The organism is Paenibacillus sp. LK1 (genome assembly GCF_002750415.1).
Lineage (GTDB): Bacteria > Bacillota > Bacilli > Paenibacillales > Paenibacillaceae > Paenibacillus > Paenibacillus taichungensis.
Genome location: NZ_PEII01000002.1, coordinates 225,599 through 250,943, shown reverse-complemented (window position 1 = coordinate 250,943; position 25,345 = coordinate 225,599). Strand labels below are relative to the sequence as shown.

The 25,345-nt window shown below is 44.6% G+C and carries 17 protein-coding genes, 2 pseudogenes and 1 riboswitch; of the genes and pseudogenes, 10 read left to right on the top strand and 9 right to left on the bottom strand.

Going from position 1 to position 25,345, the window contains the following annotated elements; all coding sequences use genetic code 11:
- Positions 1–3: 3 nt before the first annotated feature.
- Positions 4–849 (bottom strand): AraC family transcriptional regulator, encoded by an 846-nt coding sequence (locus CS562_RS04900; protein WP_099854042.1) that lies wholly within the window; start codon positions 847–849, stop codon positions 4–6.
- Between the two features lie 327 nt (positions 850–1,176).
- Between CS562_RS04900 and helD the strand changes: the two are divergent.
- The 3 genes and pseudogenes from helD to CS562_RS04885 all read left to right on the top strand — a co-directional run bounded on the left by helD (position 1,177) and on the right by CS562_RS04885 (position 8,395).
- Positions 1,177–3,606: pseudogene (helD, locus tag CS562_RS04895) on the top strand (RNA polymerase recycling motor HelD).
- A 265-nt stretch (positions 3,607–3,871) separates the two neighbouring features.
- Positions 3,872–6,721 (top strand): glycoside hydrolase family 2 TIM barrel-domain containing protein, encoded by a 2,850-nt coding sequence (locus tag CS562_RS04890; RefSeq protein ID WP_099854040.1) that lies wholly within the window; start codon positions 3,872–3,874, stop codon positions 6,719–6,721.
- A gap of 327 nt (positions 6,722–7,048) precedes the next feature.
- Positions 7,049–8,395, top strand: coding sequence for an amino acid permease (locus tag CS562_RS04885; RefSeq protein ID WP_180287031.1), 1,347 nt, complete (start codon positions 7,049–7,051; stop codon positions 8,393–8,395).
- Between the two features lie 19 nt (positions 8,396–8,414).
- On the opposite strand, the gene CS562_RS04880 is transcribed toward CS562_RS04885, so the two are convergent.
- The 6 genes from CS562_RS04880 to CS562_RS04855 form a co-directional block, all read right to left on the bottom strand.
- Complete coding sequence (locus CS562_RS04880) at positions 8,415–9,176, bottom strand: YqcI/YcgG family protein (protein ID WP_099854036.1); 762 nt, start codon at positions 9,174–9,176, stop codon at positions 8,415–8,417.
- Positions 9,177–9,259: 83 nt separating this feature from the next.
- Entirely contained in the window at positions 9,260–9,886 is a 627-nt protein-coding gene (locus tag CS562_RS04875; protein WP_076288601.1) for a LysE family transporter, read from the bottom strand.
- A gap of 112 nt (positions 9,887–9,998) precedes the next feature.
- Positions 9,999–10,622 (bottom strand): urea carboxylase-associated family protein, encoded by a 624-nt coding sequence (locus CS562_RS04870; protein WP_256716779.1) that lies wholly within the window; start codon positions 10,620–10,622, stop codon positions 9,999–10,001.
- A gap of 112 nt (positions 10,623–10,734) precedes the next feature.
- Positions 10,735–12,246: an amidase gene (locus tag CS562_RS04865; RefSeq protein ID WP_099854034.1), complete on the bottom strand. Its 1,512-nt coding sequence runs from the start codon at positions 12,244–12,246 to the stop codon at positions 10,735–10,737.
- A gap of 136 nt (positions 12,247–12,382) precedes the next feature.
- A complete protein-coding gene (locus tag CS562_RS04860; RefSeq protein ID WP_076288603.1) occupies positions 12,383–13,363 on the bottom strand; it encodes a DMT family transporter in 981 nt (326 codons plus the stop codon).
- Between the two features lie 143 nt (positions 13,364–13,506).
- Positions 13,507–13,658, bottom strand: a riboswitch (FMN riboswitch).
- 81 nt (positions 13,659–13,739) lie between these two features.
- A complete protein-coding gene (locus tag CS562_RS04855; protein ID WP_076288604.1) occupies positions 13,740–14,237 on the bottom strand; it encodes a DinB family protein in 498 nt (165 codons plus the stop codon).
- Between the two features lie 136 nt (positions 14,238–14,373).
- Between CS562_RS04855 and CS562_RS04850 the strand changes: the two genes are divergently transcribed.
- From CS562_RS04850 to CS562_RS04830, 5 genes and pseudogenes are all read left to right on the top strand, one after another.
- Complete coding sequence (locus tag CS562_RS04850) at positions 14,374–14,934, top strand: CGNR zinc finger domain-containing protein (protein ID WP_099854032.1); 561 nt, start codon at positions 14,374–14,376, stop codon at positions 14,932–14,934.
- Positions 14,935–15,133: 199 nt separating this feature from the next.
- Positions 15,134–16,509: pseudogene (locus CS562_RS04845) on the top strand (amidohydrolase family protein).
- Between the two features lie 539 nt (positions 16,510–17,048).
- On the top strand, positions 17,049–18,488 hold the full coding sequence (gene bcaP / locus CS562_RS04840) for a branched-chain amino acid transporter BcaP (protein WP_099854030.1): 1,440 nt from the start codon (positions 17,049–17,051) through the stop codon (positions 18,486–18,488).
- Between the two features lie 313 nt (positions 18,489–18,801).
- Entirely contained in the window at positions 18,802–19,875 is a 1,074-nt protein-coding gene (locus CS562_RS04835; protein ID WP_099854028.1) for a hypothetical protein, read from the top strand.
- A gap of 27 nt (positions 19,876–19,902) precedes the next feature.
- Entirely contained in the window at positions 19,903–20,835 is a 933-nt protein-coding gene (locus CS562_RS04830) for a tyrosine-type recombinase/integrase (protein WP_076288609.1), read from the top strand.
- 450 nt (positions 20,836–21,285) lie between these two features.
- Here CS562_RS04830 and CS562_RS04825 read toward each other — a convergent pair whose 3' ends face one another.
- Positions 21,286–22,215 (bottom strand): L-lactate dehydrogenase, encoded by a 930-nt coding sequence (locus CS562_RS04825; RefSeq protein ID WP_063564963.1) that lies wholly within the window; start codon positions 22,213–22,215, stop codon positions 21,286–21,288.
- 312 nt (positions 22,216–22,527) lie between these two features.
- On the opposite strand from CS562_RS04825, the gene CS562_RS04820 reads away from it, so the two are divergent.
- Both CS562_RS04820 and CS562_RS04815 read left to right on the top strand, forming a co-directional pair.
- A complete protein-coding gene (locus tag CS562_RS04820) occupies positions 22,528–23,805 on the top strand; it encodes a WD40/YVTN/BNR-like repeat-containing protein (RefSeq protein WP_099854025.1) in 1,278 nt (425 codons plus the stop codon).
- A 135-nt stretch (positions 23,806–23,940) separates the two neighbouring features.
- Positions 23,941–24,150: a hypothetical protein gene (locus CS562_RS04815; RefSeq protein WP_024632043.1), complete on the top strand. Its 210-nt coding sequence runs from the start codon at positions 23,941–23,943 to the stop codon at positions 24,148–24,150.
- Positions 24,151–24,236: 86 nt separating this feature from the next.
- Here the strand turns inward: CS562_RS04815 and CS562_RS04810 are convergent, their stop codons facing one another.
- Positions 24,237–25,238, bottom strand: a complete 1,002-nt coding sequence (locus tag CS562_RS04810; RefSeq protein ID WP_257219365.1) for a tyrosine-type recombinase/integrase — start codon at positions 25,236–25,238, stop codon at positions 24,237–24,239.
- Between the last annotated feature and the right edge of the window lie 107 nt (positions 25,239–25,345).

Genomic DNA, 25,345 nt, shown 5'->3' with positions numbered 1-25,345 from the left:
TCTTTATTTTATCGGTATCCAGATTTGTGGCGGCTTGTGAGGTCCTGGATATACTTCAAATTCAGGTATACCTGCATGCTTGTAAGGGTTGGAAGGAAACCATTCAGAAATAATCTGCTTCCATAAACGCTGCATACTTTCTGGCATCGGACCTTCAACTTCAAAGACACTCCATTTAGAAGCTGGAATTGTGAAGGATGATAATCCTTCAGGCACTTCACCATCATAAGCCGTAGCAATCCAATATTCCATCTGCTTCTCCTGGATTTCGTTCTGATCCACACAGACACCTAACAATCCTTGAATTACACCATTATTCAATTCAAATAAACGATCTTCTGTACCACTCGTATACGCATCCTGCCACATTTTGGCTATGCCTCGCAAGTTTTCCCCATCGATATAAGAGAAAGCCTGCTTTATCCCTACTAATGTAAACGCAGCTTGTTCAACAATTCTGTGATTCATCGGTTCTGCTCCTTTTAGACTTAATTGAATAACCAAACGATTATACGATTTGATAGAAGTACTGTTCTTACGCGCTTCACTGGGGGCAATTCCGTGCTGTCTACGAAAAGCTTTGGAGAAAGATTCAGGAGTGTCATAACCATACTTGAGCGCCAGATCAATGATTTTCTGATCACTCTGTATCAGTTCATTGGCTGCCAATGTTAACCGTCTTCGTCTGATATATTCGGCTACCGTAACATCAGTTAATAAGGCAAACGTACGTTGAAAATGAAAGGGAGAAATATGAGCTTGAGCTGCAATTTGCTCCATAGTCATATTTTCGAGTAAATGTTCTTCCATATATGCAATAGCTGCCTGTAATGATTCGATCCAGTTCATACGGTTAACCACTCCTTGATTCCTATAATAGATGAAGACTGATTCAAGAACCTGTCATTATGTGCTTTCATTTGTCCGGTTAGGGAAAGAGGGAGAGGAAACCCAATACACACGAAAAAAGATGACCCCTGATGAATTCAAAGGCCATCTTTTTTCGGAAAAAAGAATTGAACGAAAAATAACGCTATGATATAATCGTTAGCGCCATTGACAAACAAAATGAAAGTATGTACTTATTTTTATCCCTACTTTAATTTTACATCTGGAAATTTGATTTGTCAATGCTCTTTTTCATCCCAAAAATAGGAAAAGGAGTGGTTCGGAGAGATGCAAACACAAGATTGGCAGCTGGAACAGGAACGTCTAGAGTCTGTAAGAAGCAAACTGCAGGCCAGAATCACAGAATTGGAGCCAGAGGTTGCCGGAATGCGTGACCAGGCTTCGGAAATTCGCAAGCGCTTTTGGGAAGAGGTGACGATCAATACCAGCACCCACGAAGATTTCGAAGAGACTTTCTATACCATTAACCAGCAGTCCGCGGTATTGGCCGAGCGGGAACGGGGTCACATGCGGTTGGCACAGCAATGGAATAACATGAAGCGTTTGCTCCCGTCCCCTTATTTTGGCCGCATCGACTTTCTGGAGAAAGGTCTGGCCCTCCCCGATCAGATCTATATCGGCGTATCTTCTTTTGTCGACGAAGACGGATTGAGCTTTCTGATCTATGATTGGCGTACACCGATCGCGAGCATGTACTACGACTCTTCCCCTGGCGTAGCGTCCTATGTGACACCGATCGGGCGAATCGATGGCACAATAGAGCTGAAACGGCAATTTCAGATCCATAACGGAGAAATCCGCAATATGTTTGATGCAAACGAAACGATTGGAGACCAATTGTTGCAGCAAGTGCTCGGCAAAGGTGCAGATTCACAAATGAAAAGTATCGTGGCAACCATCCAGAAGGAACAAAACGCCATTATCCGTAATGACACAAGCCGAATGCTAATCGTACAAGGAGCAGCTGGTAGCGGTAAAACTTCCGCAGCTTTACAGCGGGTGGCGTACTTATTATACAAACACCGCCAGACGATTAGTGCTGATCAGATCGTCCTTTTCTCACCGAATCCGATGTTTGGCAGTTATATTTCCACTGTCCTTCCGGAGCTAGGCGAAGATAATATGCAGCAGACCACTTTTCAACAATTTCTCGACTATTGGCTTGGCTCTTCGTTACGTCCGGAGGATGTCTTTGATCAGATTGAATATGTACTAACCTCGCATGGAGCTCCGGGCTATGAGGCGCGGCTTCAGGGGATTGAATATAAAGCCTCCGATGCTTTTCTGCAAGCCTTGCAGAACTATGGAAACTGGCTGGGGCAGGAAGGCATGCGATTCAACAGCATTCGGTTTCGAAATCGTGATTTGATTACTGCGGAGCAAATGAGAGCCAAATTTTACGGCTATGATCGTTCCCTGCCCTTGCTAAATCGCGTTGTACTCTTACAGGAATGGCTGCTGAAAGAGTTGGCTTCGCTGGAACGCAAAGAACGTGAAGAATCGTAGGTACAAGAAGAATTGAATTATCTGGACAATGATCAGTATGCGGATATCTTCGAAGTGTTGCATAAAGATAAGGAAGTATTTGATATCGCGGAACAGTACGCCCAAATTCGCGAGAAAATAAGCAACAAGCGTCGGGAAGATGAAGGCGATTTTGATTTTGCCCAGAAGGAAGAGGAGCTGCTCGGCCGCAAGATCGTGAAAGAACGTTTTAACCCACTAAGAAAAGGTATCAAGAAATTCTCGTTTGTTGATATCAAAGGTATATATGGCGATTTGTTTGTTGATGAAGCCGCTTATCGGGAGAAAACGAATGCTACGTTTATCCCCACGCTATGGCCTGAGATATGCAGTCAAACCAAGGAAAGCCTGCTCCAGAACGCGTTGTTCCATGAGGATGCGACTCCCTATTTGTATGTAAAAGAAATGATTGAAGGTGTTCGGACAAACACGGAAATTAAATATGTCTTTGTTGATGAAGGTCAGGATTATTCAACATTTCAATATGAATATCTCAAAAAGCTGTTTCCCCGAGCTCGTATGACCGTGCTCGGCGATTTCGGGCAAGCGATCTTCACACAGGCTACTAATTTAGCCGCAGCTAATTCACCACTAGTCCGTCTCTACGGTGAAGCCGAAACAAGTCTTTTCTCCCTAGTACGCAGTTATCGCTCTACGAAGGAGATCGTTGAATTTACAAGAGCGATGCTTCCAGAAGGAGATGAAATTGTACCCTTTGAAAGAAAAGGCCTAAAGCCCCTGCTGACGAGAAGCAACGACAGAGAGAAGCTGGATGCACAAATGGTGGGAGATATCGCGTCGCTAAGAGCCGAGGGATTTGATTCCATCGCTATTATTACGAAGACCGCCGCCGAAAGCCATAAGGCCTATGAATCGTTACAGATTCAAGGAGGCGAAGCGTTGCAGCTCGTTACGAAGGAAACGTTCAATTTCGAAAAAGGTATAATGGTCATCCCTGTGTACCTTGCCAAAGGTGTTGAGTTTGATGCAGTCTTGGTCTATGATGCTTCGTCTGGAGCTTATGGTCGCGACAATGAACGGAAACTGCTTTATACGGCGTGTACGCGAGCTATGCATCGGCTTCATCTGTACATGACGGGCGATTGGTCACCTTTCATACAGGCCTTGCCAGCAGATTTGTATGAGGAATCAGAAGTTTATACAACGGAGTAAACATGCTCGCATTGTCTGATATCTAGCAGCGTATGAGAATTGAACTACTTAAATAAGTAACACTAGTCGCCTTTTAGGCGACTTTTTTTTGGATTTCTAAGTCATTATAGAGACGAACCTGTCAGCGATAACCTTTGGATTATTTCCATATTGTTATACTCAGCATAAATTTTATTATATGGGTGGACTAAGCTTACAGTTATATAATAGAAATACGTAACCAGAAGAATAGATTGCATACATAAAGTATAGAGGAGCTAAGATCATGTTAACCAAAATGAACGTGCAGGGAAGCTGGGAGCTTCAACTGGATGAACATAAACAAGGCGTACAAGGTCCATTTAACGATACCATAACGCTGCCGAACACGACTTCTCATGCGCGCAAAGGAAGAAAGAATGATGTGGCTCACATCGGGTCTTTGACTGATGAATATTCATATGAAGGATGGGTGTGGCTGAAAAGGGAGATTGATATACCTTCAACGCTTGCTGGCAAGAAATGCAGTTTGTATCTGGAACGCACGCGCATAACCAAGTTATGGGTCGATGGTGAAGAAGTTGGAGCGCAGGATAGTCTTAACACCCCCCATGTGTATATCTTGCCGGAAGGGCTATCAGAGGGAGAACACACCCTCACCATCCGGGTCGATAATACGGACTATCCGACGAAAGGCGGGCATCTTACATCCGTTGATACTCAGACCAACTGGAACGGAATTACCGGGAAGCTGGAGCTTCATTTTTACCACGACGTGCACTTGGGTGAGGTACAGATCTATCCCAATGCTACAGAGCGAACATTCAGAATCACAAGTACATTGTCCAAATCGATACCAGGTACTGTATTGTCCGTTACTGCGCAAACCTTCAAGCCACTCTTAAAAGAGACTTATGGATATGTGGCATCAGACAGAGATCATGTGGTGAATGAGCAAACCTATCCATGTAACCAGGATGAAGTTAATGTGCTCTACAAGATGGGAGTCGACGCATTGCTCTGGAGTGATTCTGACCCACATCTGTATGTGCTGACCCTTACTCTGATGGGTGAACATGGCGATGTGCTGGATACAACTGAAATCATAACAGGACTGCGAGATTTTGAAGCGAATGGAGATGCTTTTACCATCAACGGTCGAAAGACCTTTCTTCGTGGAAAACATGATGGTCTAATCTTCCCGCTTACAGGTTACGCGCCAACCGATGTGGATGAATGGCTGCGAATCCTGAGCATTTCCAAATCGTATGGTATAAATCATTATCGTTTCCATACCTGTTGTCCACCTGAAGCAGCGTTCACCGCTGCAGATATGCTTGGCATCTATATGGAGCCTGAATTGCCATTTTGGGGAACAATCACGGATGAACTTGACCCACAGCATAATCAGGCTGAACAGGACTATCTCATTCGAGAAGGCTTTGCCATGCTCAAGGCGTATGGGAATCATCCTTCTTTTGTAATGATGTCACTCGGTAATGAACTTTGGGGCAGTAAAGAAAGACTGAATGCCATTATCAAAACGTATAGAGCATTTGATCCACGTCCTCTGTACACCCAGGGTTCAAACAATTTTCAGTTCACTCCGCTGATTCTAGAGGAAGAAGATTTTTACTGTGGCGTACGTTTTTCCAAAGATAGACTTTTCCGCGGCTCTTATGCCATGTGTGATGCACCGTTGGGTCATGTTCAAACCGACGTGCCTGGTACTCTGAAGGACTACGACGACATGATTTTGCCCGTTGGAACAGTTTCAGAGAATGAGAGAATTCAAGCAGAAGAATCTGAAATTCAAATTCAATATGGCACGGAAGCCAAGACCGTGAAAGCCGCTTCTGTTGAACAACAACTCATTCCACATCTACCCGTCATCTCCCATGAGATTGGACAATATGCCATGTATCCCAATTATGAAGAGATCGAGAAGTATACCGGATCGCTGAAGGCAAAAAACTTCGAGGTGTTTCGGGAACGATTGCAATCCAAAGGAATGGGACATCTGGCTGAACCCTTTTTCAAAAGCTCTGGCAAACTTGCAGTAGCCTGCTATAAGGAGGAGCTTGAGGCGGCATTTCGATCCAATTATCTGGCAGGGTTTCAATTGCTCGATCTTCAGGATTTTAGTGGACAGGGGACTGCGCTGGTAGGTATTTTGGATGCCTTCATGGATTCGAAAGGGCTGGTTACTCCCGAGGAATGGAGAACGTATTGCTCCGATGCAGTACTTCTGGCCCGATTCGAGAAATTTAACTACAATTCGGGTGAAGATTTCAATGCCCACATTCAATTAAGGTACTACCGAACAGATTCATTGAGGGGTTATAATGTGGAGTGGGAAATCCGTGATTCGGATCAGCGGATTGCACAAGGAAAAGACGAGATTTCCTTTGTCTCTGGAGAAACTTGGTTTGAGATTAGCCAAATTAAGTTCAAGCTGCCTGATGTGAAAAAGATGACGCCGATCACTCTATCCCTGCACATTCCAGGTACCGATATTCGGAAACAATATGACCTATGGATATACCCTGATCATGATGTGAAAGCTATTGAACATGACTTTATTTATAAGGAATTGTCCAATGAAGTCATTAATTTACTGGAAAAAGGCGAGAGTGTGCTGTTACTCCCAACACTCGAGGCTAACGATAATTCAGTTGAAGGCACATATTGTACCGATTTCTGGTGTTATCCGATGTTCCGATCCATTTCGGAAAGCATGAACAAGCAAGTTCCCATCGGCACACTCGGACTTCTAATTAATAACGCACACCCAGCATTGAAGCACTTCCCAAGTGAGGTGTATTCCACTTATCCTTGGTGGCATATCGTTATGAATTCACGGTCTATTATTTTGGATAAGGTCGCAGAAAATGTTCAGCCTTTCGTTCAAACCATCGATAATTTTGAACGTAATCATAAGCTGGGGCTGCTGTTTGAATGCCAGGTTGGAAAAGGTAAGCTGCTTGTTGGAGCACTAAATTATGATAAATTAATTAACCAGACAGAAGGGCGCCAATTACTTTACAGCCTTGCACAATATGTAAAAAGTGAGGACTTCCAACCGGAAGCCAAGATAGAGCTGGATGAGCTTCAACAGTTGTTAGGCAAGAAATAGAACCTGCATATGCAGGTTCTTAGCGACAAGAACATCCACCGATCAGATCCGCCATACTAAACGAGAGTTTGTTCTCAGAAACTAACAAGAAACCCTTCGAACTGTTTTTTTACAGTTCGAAGGGTTTTCATTAATTATAGACGCTTAAAAGTGTCACTACTGTTTTACTCCCAAAAGCATCGACGTAATCAACAGTAACATAGTTAGTTAACAAGAAAATTATTATGTAAACTTAGTAAAAAGTCAGTTTTATTTCTTTTTACCTTAATGACATAAAACCTCCATCATATGTAAACCGTAATGGGGTACGCATGAAGGAGGATACATATGAAAAGCCATGTGCAACAAAAAGAAGAAGAGAAACTGAGCTGGATTAGTCTTTCCTTATTTGGAGCAGGATGTACGCTAGGGACCGGATTTTTCCTCGGAACAAGTCTGGCTATTCATTGGTCCGGTTTATCCGTGCTTGTACTTTTGGTGCTGGCTGCTGCGGGGACCTATTTTGTATTTGGAGCATTGGCTCAGATGACGGCAGAAGATCCGAAAGAAGGGGCGTTTCGAACATATGCCGGGGAAGCGTTCGGCCCATGGGCCGGTTTCGGAAGCGGATGGATGTATTGGTCTTCCGAAATGCTGATCATGGGCAGTTCATTAACGGCGCTAGGATTATTCTCTCAATTTTGGTTTCCCAAGTTTCCATTGTGGGTGTTTGTGGCAGTATACGCATGCATTGGATTGTTTATCGCCGCATTGGGAGCCAAAGGGTTAACTCAAACAGAAAATGTGCTCGCCGTAATCAAGTTAGCTGCAACGGTTGCTTTTATCGCGATTGCAGCTGCGGCTTGTCTTGGCTGGTTAGATGTGAAGATTACACCGCAGAAAATAACGAATGAATGGTTCCCTCACAAAATAAAAGGCGTGTGGACTGGGTTTATTTATGCCTTCTTTGCCTTTGCCGGGATTGAGGTCATGGGTTTAATGGCAGCCAAGCTGAAAGAACCTAAGGACGCTGTGAAGTCAGGCAGAGTGATGTTGTTAACCGTCAGTACGCTGTATGTTGTGGCGATTGCCTTGATCCTGCTACTGGTCCCCGCTGCTAAGTTAACACCAGACGAGAGTCCTCTCGTCAAAGCAATGTCATCGATTGGATTTACGGTTGTGGTTCATATTCTCAATGGGATTTTAATAATCGCAGGATTCTCCACGATGGTCGCTTCAATCTATGCGATTACGTCCATGTTGGTTAAACTGGGTGAGGACGGAGATGCACCGAAGATGTTTACGAAGACTTGGGGAAAAAAGAACATGCCCCTATATGCATTAGGATGCACTGCGGCTGGATTAATCCTTTCTACTCTCCTGGCATTATGGATGCCTAAGAGCCTATTCGAATATGTAACAACCGCAGGTAGCTTGGTATTAATGTATACCTGGCTTCTGATTTGCATCACGTATATCAAGAAAATGAAGCCAACAAGTTGGAATCGCATCAAAGTATGGATCGCCATGGTCCTTATACTTGCAGCAGTAGCTGGCACGGCTATGGAAAAAGCCAGCAGAAGAGGTCTGCTGGCAAGTATAGGTCTTGTTGTATTGATAGCCTTGATTACTTATATTGTAAACAAAGTACGAAAACCGCAATCTTCGCCATCTACTGAGCCATCAAAGCCTTGAATGGGTGGACAGGTATCAGCTATTTCGTCAATTTGCTAATGGCTTGCTTCATGCGCAAAAAAGGACATTTGGAAGGGGTCTGCTCGTCATCGGGCAGGAAATATTGTTTCCATTCCAGATTATCCTGCTCCCCATACCACATGAGCGAAGGATGAGCCGGAACGGCATCATAGGCTGCCAAACGCTTACGAATCAAGGTTTTCATTTTCCGGCCAAGAGGTGTGTTGTCATTAATGGATTCAAACACCCACCTTGGTTGAAAAGCAAACATAAGATAAGGGAAGTGCCTACTGGCTCTAAGCTCGTGCGCGGGAGTGGCACAGAAACAAAAGTAAGGCTCCCCGCCAAAGCAAAATTCCCATGTGGCTTCATGCGGATCAGTTGAAATATGTTCAGGCCAGGAGGCAGTATCGAGTGAACTTACCCGGTTAAGCATCTCCCAGAACAAGGACTGATACTGCTCCACCGTTGTGTTGTTTCTCAAATCATCCGGTGTCTCGCAAATGACAACCAAAGAAGCGTAATGTCCCGTATCCCGGGAAACGGGTCCATATTGACTAAGTAATTCCGCCATGTCTTCAGCAGAAGCTTGTGTACGCGGATCCCTGGTGAATCCGTATCTCAAATGTCCTGAGAGAAAACCCATCCTTCCGGGAACACAAGGATACGTATTACCCTCATCTGCAATCATATTAGCAAATTTTGAATAAGCGTCCTGCTGCCATTCGGGCAGACCTTTGAATGATGCATTTATTTCATCGGCACTGTACAGCTCTGCCATGGATTCCCCAACTCCATTCCACATGATACCGTTAACGTATTAATGCGGATGGCGTTGGGTGACTGTCCAGTGTAGTTTTTATGTCAGAAAAAGATAGATCGTACAGCTTCAAAACCGAAGTACAGGCCAAATCCGATCAGACAGATCCCTGAGATAATGGAGATCCAGCGCAAAACGGTTTCGTTGCTGCGTTTATGAAATCGACTAGCCATGCCAGCCATGATGACATCCCAGACAAGGATGCCTATGAAAATACCAGAACTGTATATTAGCAGATGAGCGGTGTCAGTATGCTTCACGGTTGTAGCAAGAATAGAGCCGTAAATACCGAGCCAGAATAAAATATTCAGCGGATTGGACAGGGCCATGAGAAAGCCAGAAACAAAAGATTTCCCAACCCTCGCTTCTGCTGTAGAAGAGGCCTGAATGCCATCTTTTAACTTAGATAGTGTTTCCACACCGGTATACACCAGAATAAAGCTGCCAAATGACCAAAGAAACGAGCGCATGAACGGCGTGTCCAGAAAATGAGCAACTCCAAAGTAGATCAGAAGCATGTACACCAAATCGGCAAACATGGCTCCCAGTCCCAGAATCCAGGCATGCATAAATCCGTGGCGGGCTCCGCGATCCAACTGAGCGGCATTAATCGGACCAATTGGAGCTGATAGTGAGATTCCCAGAATAATATAACTAAACAGTACAGACATATACGCGTTCACTCCTTAACGGGTTCGACGAATTGTACCGGTAAGTCACACACATATGGGTACAAGTCATCGTATTCCCGTCTGGAGCAAATTAGAACAAGCTGTGCGTCGCTTAATCTAATAAGGACTCTACATCCAGCTGAATAGCTGTACAATGATATCCGTTGCATGAGCTTTCTTCACATGGGCAGGCGGATAAACCGACAACCAGATCGGTCAATGCCTCCATCTCCACATAATCACCAGCACGCGAATCAGGAGCTACGACATCAATCTTGCCCAGATCATCTACAACCGACTTCATAAACAGATTAAATGGATAATGCTGATCCGGTGGCAAAATCCCGAACGGTTCAAGAGCCTGATTTAGGTTATGATAGCAGCTGGCATGATCTTTTTTGTCATATAATACTTCATACATTTCCGGACGACAGGCGGAGTTGAAGAAATCATGAACACCAACCGTGTCACGAACGATCTTAAGCAATGGTTGATATTGATTGGAATACACGGATTGTCCTGGTTTGATCCGGTAGGAGCGCAAAACGTCCATCGTTACACCTGGATCTAGTCGATTATTGGCATTTTGAGCATCATATGCAACAAAATCAACGACCTGCTGCCCCTCCAAATCGGTCACCCGAATTAATGAACCTTTATTTACCTTAACGGCATAACCCGTTTTGGCCGGGATACGAACAGACTGCTTATGGCGTTCCGTTGTATTCATATTCATTCGTCACACTCCTCCGCTGTTTTTGCTTTCAGTATGCGGAGCTGACATGGCTTTCATGCACTTTGGCAAACATACGGCTCACATTGAAAATGATGTAGGTTGTATTCTGTTTTTATACTGGAAACAGTGGATTACCCTTCATGCCGACCCATAGTTCGGATGTTTCCAGCTGACCAGCCAGATGAAGCAACCAGTCTTCACGGCCTTTCGTTGCCATAATCTGTACACCCATCGGCAGGCCATCAGGAGTCAGATGCACAGGAACACTCATGGCTGGTTGACCCGTCAGATTCGCGAGCTGAGTGAACGGAGTGTAGGTAAGACTTGGCTCAAACATCTCATAAATCAACTGCTGCTGCTGGATCTTGTCCAAATCGCTAATACGCATCAGATGCTGAATCTGTTCATCATGAGGCGTCAATTCGCCGATTTTGGGTGCTGGAAAAGCATTGACAGGTGTGACATAAAAATCATAGCGTTCAAACAATGTAGACATCTGAGCTGCGGCAACATCCCATTCGGCCAGACTATGTACGAATTCGGCAGCGGATACTTTTTTGCCGGCTTCAGCCAGCACCCAGGACTCGATCTCCATATCAGCAGAGGTTAATGCTCTGCCCATAGAACGTTCCATCGATGAGATCATCGCCGCCATTTCGCCGCTGTTCATCATGTAATAGTTCTCCATCAATTTGACTCCATTAACCGGACTCAGCTTTTCTTCAACCTCATGACCTTGTTCTTCCAGCCAGCGGACGAGCTTGTATACAGATTGTTTGGCTTCCGCGCTGACAGGTGTCCCCACAGGCGAATCCGTAGTATACGCAATTTTCAGTTTGCGTTGATGAGGATAGTTCATATCAGCCAAGTAGCTGCCCGGAAAGAGGGGAGCATGGAACGCAGCTTCGGGTTGAATCACTTGCAATGTATCGAGCAAAGCAGCGCTGTCGCGAACTGAACGGGATAATGCAAAATCAATCGAAGCACCCTGCCATTGACGGCCAACACCCGGTCCAACAGGTGTCCGCCCACGTGTAGGCTTGAGTCCGAACAGGCCGCTGAATGAAGCAGGGATTCGGATGGAACCGCCACCGTCACTGGCTCCCGCAAGGGGTACAATACCCGAGGCTACTGCGGCGGCGGCGCCTCCACTTGAACCGCCTGGCGAGTGATTCGTATTCCATGGATTTCGACTTGGTCCGTGAAGACGGGGCTCGGTAATATTTTTCAGGCCAAATTCCGGTGTATTGGTATGTCCAATGATAATGAAGCCTGCATCGCGCAGACGGGAAACGAAATTAGAATTCCGCTGCGCGCGATGCTCACTGAGAAGACGAGAACCCGAGGTGAGAATTTCACCTTCCAGGGATTGAGAGATATCTTTCAATAACAAGGGCACGCCGGCAAAGGGCTGCTCTCCCGGACGAACCATACTCGCTTCCTGACGTGCACGTGTTTCATATGTACGAATGACTGCGTTAAGCTGCGGGTTCACTTCTTCGAGGCGTGCATACGCCGCTTCCAGCAATTCGACAGGGGATATCTCCCGTGCGCGAACCAATTCAGCCAAACCTATGGCATCGTAAGATGTATATGAAAATGATGAAGATGAAGATGAAGACATGATGATCGTTCCTCTCTAAATTGACTTAATCTACTATTCCATAAGTCATCGTACCACCGGAATAGCGAAAAGACAAAAGGCACTGAACATCTCAAAGGATGCCCAGTGCCTTAATTGATTTGCTTTTATATAAAATTCAATTCGTACGAAGCTTTGGTGCACCGTCAGCCGGAGTCGCTGATCGTTCTTGCTGTTTGGAGATGGCGAATAGGGCAATCCAGATGAGGATGAAGCCCACCAGTTGCTCCCATGTAATTAATGTACGGAATGCAATCCAGTTTACCAGTACACCGGCCATCGGGAAGCTCAGTTCTGCAAGCGTTGCGACTGAGGCCTTGGTGGAAGAGAGCCCTTTGTAATATAAGAGAAGACTCAGTAAGCCTGGCAGTAAAGCCTGGCCCAGAATATTAAGTGCTACAGCCGCCTGTTCACCTGTAGCGGAAGGGAATGTCCAGGCAGCACCTTCGTTCCACGTCATAAAGATCAGTAGCGGCAAGGCTACGACAAAGCGCAGAGAGGTGACCGTTTCATAACGGGTTTGCCCCAGCATCAGCCGCCCCATAACCGTTGAACCGCCCCACAACGCAGCTGCACCCAGTGATAACAGGCTGCCTGCATGAACCCAATTGTCCCAGTTGCCAAGGGGAAGGGTAAATCCGAAAGTGAGCAGGTATGTTCCTGCAAGTGCAATGATAAACAGTCCACCGAAGCGGCGAGGCAATGTTTCTTTCAGCAGCAGCTTAGCCAGAACAATCGCAAATAGCGGCTGCATCTTTTGCAGTAACAAAACAGTGTTGGGATCGTTATGCGTAAGTGCCAGAGTGAACAATACCGTGGCGAGAGCAGATCCTCCCCAGGAGATAAATATCACGGCTATCCAGTGGCGTGCACGCAGGTTTTTCAGATCGGCCCGGAACTTCCACAAGACGGGAATTGCCACAAGGCTGACAATAATATGTTCCACCAGTACAATTTGAGTGGAGGTCATCGTTTTGAGCAAAATAATACGGAACAGTGGATCTACACCCCAAAGGGCGGCGCCGAGCACGACGAGCCAGAATCCGGTATTACTTCGTTCCTTGTGGTAAACGGTTGATGCAGATTGGGTCTTTTCCATATTCAGGACTCCTTCGTCAGAACACGGAATCTTCAGTTGGCAAAATCGACAAAAGCCCCCGTTTTGGTATACACCAAATAAACGGGGGCTCAATCATTAACATGTCGTACGAAAATAAGCCTTCCGTAACGGCATGTCAATGTGTTGATCTTCTCTCATCCGGACTGTACCGTCGGCCTTGGAGTCACACCAAGTCAGTCGCTGAATCCCTACATCGGGTCAAACAGCGAGTCGCGGGCTGGTTCCGAAGAACATCACCGCCGGTTGGGAATTGCACCCTACCCCGAAGATCCTATTCAATTATATTTTGTTGAACAAGCTGTAACATTAATAAGTCCATCTTATTCCTGTAAGCGCTAGCAGTTCAAGTGTTTTTTTAGAATATGATATTCCAGCTTCCCTGTTGTCTGCGTAATAATACAATCTGCCCTGCATGATACGCATCGTGAAGTACCCAGCGAGCTAGTTCATGTGCCCATTTTTCATCCGTATCCATGTACGGAGCTTCAAGATCGGATTCTTCTAATGAAGAGAGCTGATCACGAAGCTGTCCGGCTAATTGTGTTGTGTTTTGCATAAGTGCACTCCAGCCGGTGGTATCGGAAGGGTCGCCGGGATCTCCAAAGGTGGATTCATTGTTTTCGGCAGGTGTACCGGAGGGTGTTTTGCCCTGAATACGACTCAACAAGCGATGATTATAGTAATACATATGGTTAACCAACTGCCAGATGCTTAATCCACCGGATGATGGAACCCAGGCTGCCTGTTCAGCAGTCAGTCCTTCGAGTGCCTTGGATAAAGGCACAATCCAGTTACATTGATCCCAGGTATCATCTTTCTGAATGAGCAATAGTTCTGTTGCTGTTGTAGTCATTGATTTTTCCTCCCTAAAATGAATTCATGGTAACTAGCTAAAGTGCTTAAATGTGGTTACAATTAATATAACCCAAACACGAATAATTGTAACTATCTTTTTGATTTTAGATGGTTACAATTTAGCGGAGGTACGTATGGATAGACTATGGACTGATTTTGTAAATAGTGATTACCATGACTGGCGTGGTGGAAATCGCTCAGAGGACAGGCTTGGCAAAGCCGAATGGCAGCAGGCATTCCTCAAACAATGGCAACTGAATGCATCTGTACCTGCTTCTTCTGAAGAAGAGGGAGCTTTGAGAAACTTCAGAAATGAATTGCAGGCTATTGCAACTGGTTTATCTGACGGAAATGTATTATCAAACAAAGACCAGGAATGGCTTAACGGCATAATGGAGGAAGGTCAAGTCATAAGAAGACTGAACGCTGGAGATGAGGGACTGAATCTTTCACTTATTCCTGTAGGAACTCAATGGCAGCAGGTCATGGCAGAGGTCGCAGCCGATTTTGCCATCACTGTAGTTGAAGGGGATGGGGGAAGAATTCGTATCTGTGACAATACGGATTGCCGTTGGATTTTCTATGACGATACACGTAGTAGAACTCAGAAATATTGTGATGACAAGATGTGTGGTAATCTGATGAAGGTTAGAAGGTTTCGGGCAAAACAGAAGAAGGATTGGCAGCAAGAGTAGGGTATATGCAAGGAAAGTGTGATTTATTGTACTTTGCATCAGACAGGAAATATTCAATAAGATTTGTATAAAACCAAAATTGAATCTTACCATCCACTTCTATATAATGGTTATATACTTAAAATATTTAAGCTAGTCATTTCATCAGAGATTAACATCCAGGATTCAAGCGTATATCCAACAAAAACAATGATTGGAGATGTGTCTTGTGGGGACAAGTTATCTACTGAAAAATGGTTGTGTATTGTCTATGGATTCGTCGGTGGGTCAGTATAAACGGGCGGACGTTCTCATTGAGGATTCTCTTATTACTGCTATCCAGCCCGATCTGAGTTGTATTGAAGCGGAAGTGATAGATGCATCGGAGATGATCATTCTCCCTGGACTTGTTGATACGCACCGGCATGTATGGGAGTCACTTGTAAAAACAGCGGGAACCAACTGGTCACTGCCGGTCTATCTGCAGAATCTCTACTATGGAGCGATGGGAAGTAAACTCCGGCCACAAGACAGCTATATCGCCAATTTGCTGGGTTCTTTGGAAGCGCTTAATGCAGGAGTGACCACGGTGCTTGACTGGAGTATGCCGTATTCCCCGGAGCACACGGATGAACTGATTCGCGGACTTCAGGATGCGGGTATTCGGTCGGTTTTCGCTTATGGTGTACCAGGTGAGACGCCCTACTGGAACAGAGAAAGCAAGCTGACGTATTCGAATGATGTGAGAAGAGTTAAGGAACAGTATTTTTCCTCACGGGATCAGCTGCTCACGTTCGGTCTTGCTATTCGAGTCCGGAGTTTAGCCATTGGGATACCACGGTGAAGGAAATTCAGCTTGCCCAAGAGCTGGATGCGATATGTTCAATGCATGTTGGCTTTGGAAGCTGGGGATCTGTGGACCGCTCAGTAAGCAAATTATATGAGGCTGGTTTGCTGAATCCGGGTCTGAACGTCGTACACGGAAATACAATGGATACGGATGAATATAAAATGTTGGCTGATAGCGGCGCCTCACTGTCCGTCACACCGGAAGTAGAGATGATGATGGGGCATGGGTATCCGGCAACGGGGTACTTCCTTGAAAATGGTGGAACCCCAACGCTCGGAGTCGATGTTGTAACATCAACAGGTGGGGATATGTTCTCCCAGATGAAATTTGCACTTCAAGCTGAACGTTCCCGTGAAAATGAACAACTTTTGCTCCAGGGTGAAATGCCTGGTGAGCTTAATCTGCAATCCAGTCAAGTGCTGAGATTTGCAACTTCTGCTGGGGCAAAGGCTCTGGGACTTGAGCGGAAGGTTGGCACACTTACGCCAGGTAAAGAAGCCGATCTGATTATGATCCGAACCACCGACCTTAACTTGTTCCCGGTGCATGATCCGGTTGGAACCGTCGTTCAATTTGCCAACCCATCCAATGTGGATACTGTGTTTGTAGCAGGTCGTCCGGTGAAGCGCGGAGGCAAGCTGCTGCATGTCGATCTGAACGAGGTCCGGCGGAAGGCTTTGGACAGCAAGGAATATCTGCTATCTCAATATCGGATGTCGGATGCAGAACGAATTGTATTTTCATAAGTTAGACAATCCATGTGAGTGAAAGTTGATTCTCTTCTGGAATGAAAAGAGAAAGTTTTCATCTGGCTTTTACATTTAATAGCATTACAAGTGAGGGGCCGCATAAGGGTATGCGGCTCTTTAGCGTACCTGATTATCGTGCAAGATGACAGGTGGAGCAAGGAATAAACCACAAAAAGAGGCGAAAAGGTACTGTATTGGCATGGTTGCAAGTAACAACGAGTTTATAATGTTTTGTTGAAGAAAAAAGCTGTTAAAAAACTGCGCATAATATAAATTATACGCAGTTTTGTTTTAAAACGATTTTCATATTCACCCCTGCCCAACAGATCATGATAATTTTCGTCTGGAATGGACAGAATATACCATCATCCCAAAATAAATTTAACAAAGCAACGCGACAAAGTGTAGAAATCGATAGATTTTTGTAGTTGGTCAGTAAGATAGAACAAAGGGATTTTTCATAGAACAGATGAACCAAACAAATATTTGAAGTATAGAGACACAATCATCATTTTCAATACGAGAGGAAACTGTGTATGAAGCAAAACCAGAATCGATCTTCCCTGTTTAGAAAAAAGCCGATTGCCACCGGAGATAACGAAAGCAACATGTTGAAGAGGGTCCTTGGCCCATTTGATCTGATGACTCTCGGGGTAGGTGCGATCATTGGTACGGGTATCTTTGTACTCACAGGCGTTGCTGCCGCAAAATATGCAGGCCCCGGTTTGGTACTGTCTTTTCTGCTGGCAGGTATTATCTGCGCCTTCGCTGCTTTGTGTTACTCGGAGTTTGCATCCAGTGTGCCTGCTTCAGGAAGTGCGTATACATATAGCTATACCGCTTTTGGCGAAGTCATTGCCTGGATTCTAGGATGGGATCTTATTCTGGAGTATGGATTTGCGAGTGCCGCTGTTGCTAGCGGTTGGTCTGGATATTTTCAAACGTTATTGTCCGGATTCGGGTTGCAATTACCCCATGCGCTCACCAGTGCATTTAGTCCTGAAAAGGGAACCTATTTTGATATCACCGCAGCAGCGATCACGTTAATCATTACGTTCCTGCTCACCCGTGGGGTGAAAGAGGCTGCTCGTGCCAACGGAATTATGGTAGCGATTAAAATTATCGTAGTTCTGATCTTCATCGGTGTGGGTGTGTTCTATGTGCAGCCGGATAACTGGCAACCATTCCTTCCATTTGGTATATCAGGGGTAACCGCAGGGGCGGCAACGGTGTTTTTTGCTTACATTGGGTTCGATGCGGTCTCTACGGCTGCGGAAGAAGTGAAACGTCCTCAACGGGACTTGCCAATTGGTATCATTGCATCTCTTGCGATCTGTACCGTGCTTTACATCGTTGTATCCTTGATCCTGACAGGGATTGTACCTTATCACATGCTGAATGTGAGTGATCCAGTTGCCTTTGCCTTTGAATTTGTGCAGTTGAAAGGATTGTCCTGGATTGTTTCGCTTGGAGCGATTACAGGGATTACTACTGTATTACTTGTAATGATGTATGGTCAGACACGTTTGCTTTATTCCATGTCACGGGACGGACTGTTGTCTCCGGTTTTCTCCAAAGTCAGTGGCAAAAGCCAAACACCTGCTACCGGCACTTGGGTTGCTGGGATCATCGTCGCTTTATTCTCGGGATTCATCTCACTTGGCCATCTGGCAGAGTTGACCAACATCGGAACACTGTTCGCTTTCGCGGTTGTGAGTCTGGGGATTATCGTATTGCGGAAAAACAACCCGGAACTGAAAAGGGGATTCCGCGTGCCTTTGGTTCCGCTGATTCCTATTCTAAGTGCTGTTGGCTGTATGTATCTCATGACACGTCTTGCGGCTCTGACTTGGATTACGTTCTTCGGTTGGTTGATTATTGGTTTAATCATCTACTTTGCCTACGGTCGTCATCACAGTCATTTGAATCCGGCACGGCGTATATCGGACTCGTTCAAAACAACAAATGGGAAATAGCTGTCATAGCTGATTCATACATTGTAGAAATATCGTGAAAGATTAGTAAATTAATTTGTCACACTGAAACTATACGTTAATAGAGTCAACTCAACTGTCTCATACCGTATCGCCAAAACGGCGGGGTATGGGGCTTTTTTTTGTGTGAGCAGTTCGTGTGTTATGAAAAAAATGCTGATATTTAAGGTTATATTTGGGTATCTAATAAGTAATATATCTATCCATTTGAGCGGAGCCGGGGTTGCGGTCAGGGCAAATATGACATATATTTGGGGGTGTGACATGCCATCAGACATAGGAGAGGGGATGTATCATGAACACACCATTACATACCAATCAACATCACCAAAATTCGAATTTCGGTTTTGCGTTGGCTGACTCAGCTGTACTTGCCGAGGCGAAGCTAATCCTTTCACATCCAGAAGACACAAACGAATTTCAATTGGACATTGATCCACAGCGCCTTTTGAAGGATGGACGCAAAGTATCGGTTGTTGCGCGGCATATGGATACACCGCCGGATCGGCAAGGTACAATTATCATATATGGGGAGGAGCTGGAATTTGCACAATATGCAGTTACACTGCGACCAGACAGTACATGCTCACTCACTCTCATTGAAGGAATAGATCATCCAATCGTATTGGATTTGGGAGAATTTGCAGAAGGGGAGTACGAGCTGCGAATTTCACTGCACGTGAAAACACCCCGCATCGCAGAAGGACCACTGGAGCCCGAGCAGCATGCCATGGTGAAATATGCTCAGGTGGTAACTGTAGCGATATGTCTGTTTCCAGCCGAAGCTGTGCAAATGAACGCTGTACCCGGGAAGGTATGGACACGGGATAATCATGTGTTTGACTCCTACGGCAGTGGTGGCTTTATTCTCGCAGATTTGCCTCGTATGGCGAAACGTGTAGAAGATCTGATCGGTTCTGGAAACCATAATCTGATTGAACAATTCAGTGAGGGTGACCTTTCGGACACCTTGCTGGAGGAAGGTCTCATGGCGATTGCCTGGGGAGTAACACCATGGTGTTATTCGATATATTCGGCTCCGGATGAACATTCGAGAACTTTACTTTCGGTAGACAAGCTGGGTGATGAACCTCAGACTACGGGAATATACCGTGTGCATTCTGGAATTAAACAATTAAGTATCGTGCCGGTAAACGAATTGGCCTACTGGCCATCTTGTGCAGAGAAAGCATGGCCTGTAATTGATGTTGCGGGTGACGGAGAGACGCTGCGTATGGACTTGTATGTTCAGGTCTGTGAATCAGTGAATGGACTGCACGAAAATCCACTACCTTCATTTGTACTCACCCGCAGTGAGGGACAACCCGAAGCGATCATTCCACTAATCGATGTTGTAATTGTAGATTAATAAATAGAAGTGTGGTGACGAACACAGATGATGACCGAAGAAATTCAGGAGCAATACGCCGATGAGCTTGAAGCTTTTCATATATGGATGAAAGATGCGGGCTACACGGGACATACGGTAAAATCATACACAGGTGACGTTGCTGAATTTCTCGTCTCTATTCATGGAAAGTCACTGGAGCAGGTCAAAAAACTTCATGTGTTATCCTTCTTGTCCCGAGCTCGAGAAAGAGGGGTCAGTGACTCGACACGGAATCGGAAACACGCAGCGGTGAACTGTTTTTATAAGTCATTGATTGAGCTTGAATTGGTGACCAATAACCCAGCTTTCGGAATCAAAAAATCCAAAACCGAGCAAAATCGGGCCCCCGTCTTCCTTGATGAAAGCGGTTTGGAACGATTTTTGCAATCGGTTGAGGGTAAGTACCGTACACGAAACCTGGCTATTTTTCTACTCATGGGATACATGGGATTGCGGGTCGGAGAGGTGCATGCCTTGAACTGCAAAGACTATAATGCGGAACGGCGCACACTGGATGTATTCGGTAAGGGGCGGAAATGGCGTACATTGCCTGTGCCTGAGACCGTTGCCGAACTGTTATCCCAGGCTCTTCAGGAGCGGCTGGATCCATGGCGGGCGAAAGAAGAGGCATTATTCGTCTCGCAAAAGGGGAAACGATTGTCGATACGCAGTATTCAGCTTATATCAACCGAAACTTTTGAACGCTTTCAGCAGGAATCAGCATCCAATCAGCGTGTGAACTACTCCAGTCATAAACTGCGTCACTCATTTGCGACCATGATGCTTAGACGCGGAGCAGATCTGCGAACGGTTCAGGAGCTGTTGGGTCACTCCTCCATTCAAACCACCACAGTGTACACCCACGTAACCAGCCGCGAGAAGGAAGAAGCGATGGCCTTGCTGGATGTCAAACTTCCTGCGTTTGCGGCTGATATGTAAGAGAGAAGCTTCGTTTATATAATAGAAGAAAGTAATGATAGAGAAGCCTGTCTACGTGACAGGTTTTTTTGTGATTTTATGGTAGAGGAGTATTAATACATTTAATGGAAATATGAGAGGTGATCAGAAACAATAAAATAATTAAGTTATATATGTAAACGGAATAAATATTATGTAAACTTAAATTTGAAGTCAATGTATACTTTTCTTTTCCATATGAAATAGGGTGATATTCTAGCCAGAGATTGACCTTCAATTGAAACTTAACGATATACAATAGTGTAAGCTATGCTAGCTCATTTTGCAGGCAACTATTAATACTTATCTATATTAAGACTAAAGGACCACTCGCATCCTCATAACGAAGATACAGGTGATCCTTTAGTTATACAATCTTAACGACATTGCTCATGATAAAATAACGTGATTAGTCAAACGCCCGATTTGGATTTACTCCAGTCCGGCAATCTGTTCCTTCAATTTGTTGGCAGAGGCTTGGAAAGCGACTTTCTCTGTCTCATTCAAAGGAAGTGGAAGAATCTCGCGCACACCGTTGCGATCAACTACACATGGAACACCCAGATATACATCGGATACGCCATTGTAATCTTCCAGCAATGTGGAAACGTTCAGTACGGAGCCTTCATTGCCCAGAATGGCAGCCACAATACGGTCCAAAGCGAGCGCAATTGCATAGGAAGTGGCTCCTTTGGCATTAATAATCTCATAAGCCGCATTTTTGGTCCGATCAAAGATATCCTGTTGTGTTTCTTCATCCAGATCCAGATTCGTTCCAGCAACGTTGGCGAGGCTCCACACCGGTACTTCAGAATCGCCATGCTCCCCGATAATATGAGCGTGAATACTGCGTGGATCAATTCCTTTGTTTTTACCAATAAGGTAACGGAAACGTGCGCTGTCCAGCAATGTACCAGAACCAATCACGCGCGAAGCGGGCCAACCGCTTTGTTTCCAAGAAGTATAGGACAAAATATCTACAGGATTCGTTGCAATCAAAAGAATACCATGGGAATTAACTTCAGTAATACGTTCAATGATCTCTTTGAAAATGCTTGCATTTTTCTTCAGCAAATCAATGCGAGTCTCTCCTGGTTTTTGGGAAGCACCTGCAGTAATAATAATGATGTCTGCGTCTTTGCAGTCGGAGTAATCGCCTGCCCATACTTTAACGCCCCCAGTAAATGGGAGACCGTGATTCATATCCAGCATTTCGCCGGTAGCCTTATCATGATTCACATCCACAAATACCAACTCGGACGAACGCTGTCTTAACATCAGCGTGTATCCCGTTGTTGTTCCCACCGCACCCATGCCTACTATAACGACACGACTTGGTTTGAGCGCTGCACTGTTTACCATTTTCATATCCTCTCCTTTTTGGGGTATACTTCCATCCATATTAAGGGATAAGCGTTCGAAAAGCGAGCCATGTCTATAAACTTTTTCACATTTCATGTCTTTTTGCAGAAGATTTCGTCGAAAACCTGGTTTATGTTTTAAAGAAGAAACAGATGCAGCAAAAAGATCGCTGTCTGCTTCCAGAGAGTGGAGATGAACCTTTTCGACATCGTTTGTGGTAGAATAGGAGCAGTGGATTCAGATGAATCGTAAAAACAACATGAATGGACAGGCATGCGCGCCTGCTTATTGGATGAGAGAGGTGGAAACCACTTGCGTTCGCAATGGATCAAAATAGCGCAGACAGCATTGCTGTCTATCGGTATAGCTGCTCTGCTGGCGGCTTGCACCGATTCGGGAGAGACCCCGGTGGCAGAACCGCCGCAGGAGCAAGAAGATAACGGGAATATGGGCCAGACTTTAACCGTTGTTCCCCCCGCAAACAGTACACAGGCTGCGGATACAGCCAAATATCAAATTCAGACCCGTTTAACCGATTTTCAGCTGCTTAACGGTAACGGTGGATTAGCATGGGGAGTGACGCGGAACGCCCTGCGTTTGTATTATACTCAGGATCAGGGAAGTACCTGGACCAATATTTCACCTTCGGAAAATGTTCAGTTTCCGGCTAATCCGCAATATGGACAAAGCATTTATTTTGTAGATAGTACACATGGATGGATTGTTCGTGAAGGAATGGGCGGAACAGATACGATGGTGCTTCGCACGAACAACGGAGGAGCTAGTTGGAGCCTGTCCTCTTTGTCCAAAACGGATAAGGTGACGGCCATCACATTTGTTTCTCCTGAAAAAGGCTGGATACTGACAACAGTGGATACTTCCATTGGCAAGCAAGACAAGAAACTGTATCTTACCGAAGATGGCGGTATTACCTGGAATCAGATGACCTCCAGTGACGAGGACGGCAAACCAGCATCTGCAGAGATCCCCACACGGGGTTATTCAACTGGGATGACGTTCTCGGACTCGGATCACGGGTTCTTGACCGCTCTAGAGTTCGGTACGCCGAAATTGTACGTTACAACGGACGGGGGCCAGCATTGGAAGGCGGGTCCGTCATTCTTTGACCGAAACAAATTTAACGGGTGTGGTAATTTTAACATCAGCTCGCCACAATTTTTTGGACGGGAAGCTAAAACAGCTTGGATGTCGATATCCTGTTCTCAGGGGGAGAGCACCAAATTCAACGGATTTTTCACAACCAATGGTGGAGAGAGTTGGCAGTTATCAACGTTTAGTCTGAATAAACAAACCGGAATCAATCGCGGTCTGACTCCCACATTTCTGAATTCTTTGGAAGGCTGGGTCATGCAGAAAGGCAAGACTTATTACACCAAAGATGCCGGCAAGACTTGGAAAGCACTTCCTACAAGTGAAGTATTGGAAAACATTCTTAAAGAGTACCCTGAGATCGTCAAGCTCCAAATGGTTTCTTCAAAACTAGGCTGGATTTTGGTCGAAAATACAGATGCCAAAAGATCACTGTTGCTGCAAACCGTAGACGGCGGTGTGCGTTGGAAAGTACTATAATTGTGGTTGAATAGAACGTGTTTAGAAGAGGAACCTCCGGGTTTCTTTTCATTTTAATTACTTTGTGAATTAAATCACAATAAATCCCTTCAAATGATGTTATATTGAATTCAAGAAGAGATGGGAGTGATGAACATGAGAACGAATGAACAAGCTCAATTCACGCAGGCTGACGAGTTAACCAGATATATGCTCCAATTATGCTACACATGTGATGATGCCAACCGTTGCACTACTGAGGAAGAAGTCAAAGCCTGCATGGCGAAGTACGCACAGGCAGATGAGCCTGAGCAGACGGATGGTGGAGAAGTAACACGCGGATATATGGATCTGATGTACGCTTAGTTATCAAAACTGATCAAAAAAAGCTGATATATCAACGTTTTGCCCCCAATAGGGGGCTTTCTTATTTTAATAAATCACTGAAAAAATCACAATTCCTGCAGCACACTCATTTTTAATACTTCAGCAAAATGTTTTTTTAATTTTTGGTCAGCATTATTTTGCATTTTCTGAGTGACATGAGTATATATTCCAAGAGTTATTTTTTCATCCCGATGACCCATTCGTTGCATAATCGTTTTTAAATCAACACCTGCTTCAGCAAGCATGCTGATATAAGTATGCCTGAAAATATTAGGTGTAGCATGTTTCTTTATAGTTGTTTTTTTCATAAGTTGTTGCATTCTTGTAAGGATGTACTTCTGATGAACAGGATAACCTTCGGGTTTTCTAAATACAAAGTTCTGATCGTGGTAATGCTTATACAATTTTTTTTGTTGAAGATAGCTATTATTGGATTGTTGCTGTAACTCCTTCAACATAAGCATTATAGATTCGTCTATGGGTACGACTCTTATTGACGAAGTTGTTTTTGGTGGTGTTAGTTCATAATCAATAAAGCTTTTTGCATGAAGGGTTTTGGTTATTCTAATATGATTTGCTTCAAAATCAATGTCTGGCCATTTAAGTGCACAAAGTTCACCAGATCTAAATCCAGAGAATGCTAAGAGGTTAAATATTTCTTTGTCTAAGTATATTCCATAAACATTTATGACGTTGAAAAAATTTATTAGCTCAACTCGATCTAAATATTTTTCTTCAACAAGTTGATCCTTATTTTCTATTTCAGCTACAGTAAGCATCTTAACAGGAATAATGGAGTCCGTAGTTGGATTATCAAGAATGTATTTGTTTTTAATAGCATATTTAAAGATCATGTTCGCAGTAGTTTTAATACCGCTTATAGTGTTGAAAGAATATCCTTGTTCAAACAACTGATAAAGACACTCTTGAAAATCTTTATGAGTAATACCAGAGATCTTTCTTTTTGCAAAGTGTTTGTTTAAATTCTTGATTTCAACTCTTCTGGTTATAATACTTCGTTTTTTCACCTTACCTTTAGAATAAACTCTAAACCATTCTTCAGCCACATCTTCAAATATTAAACTCTAATTCTTCTTAGCATTAATACCTCTTGATAATTGATCATACACAGCTTGAGCACGAGCGAATGCTTCCTTCTGAGTATCACCTCTTC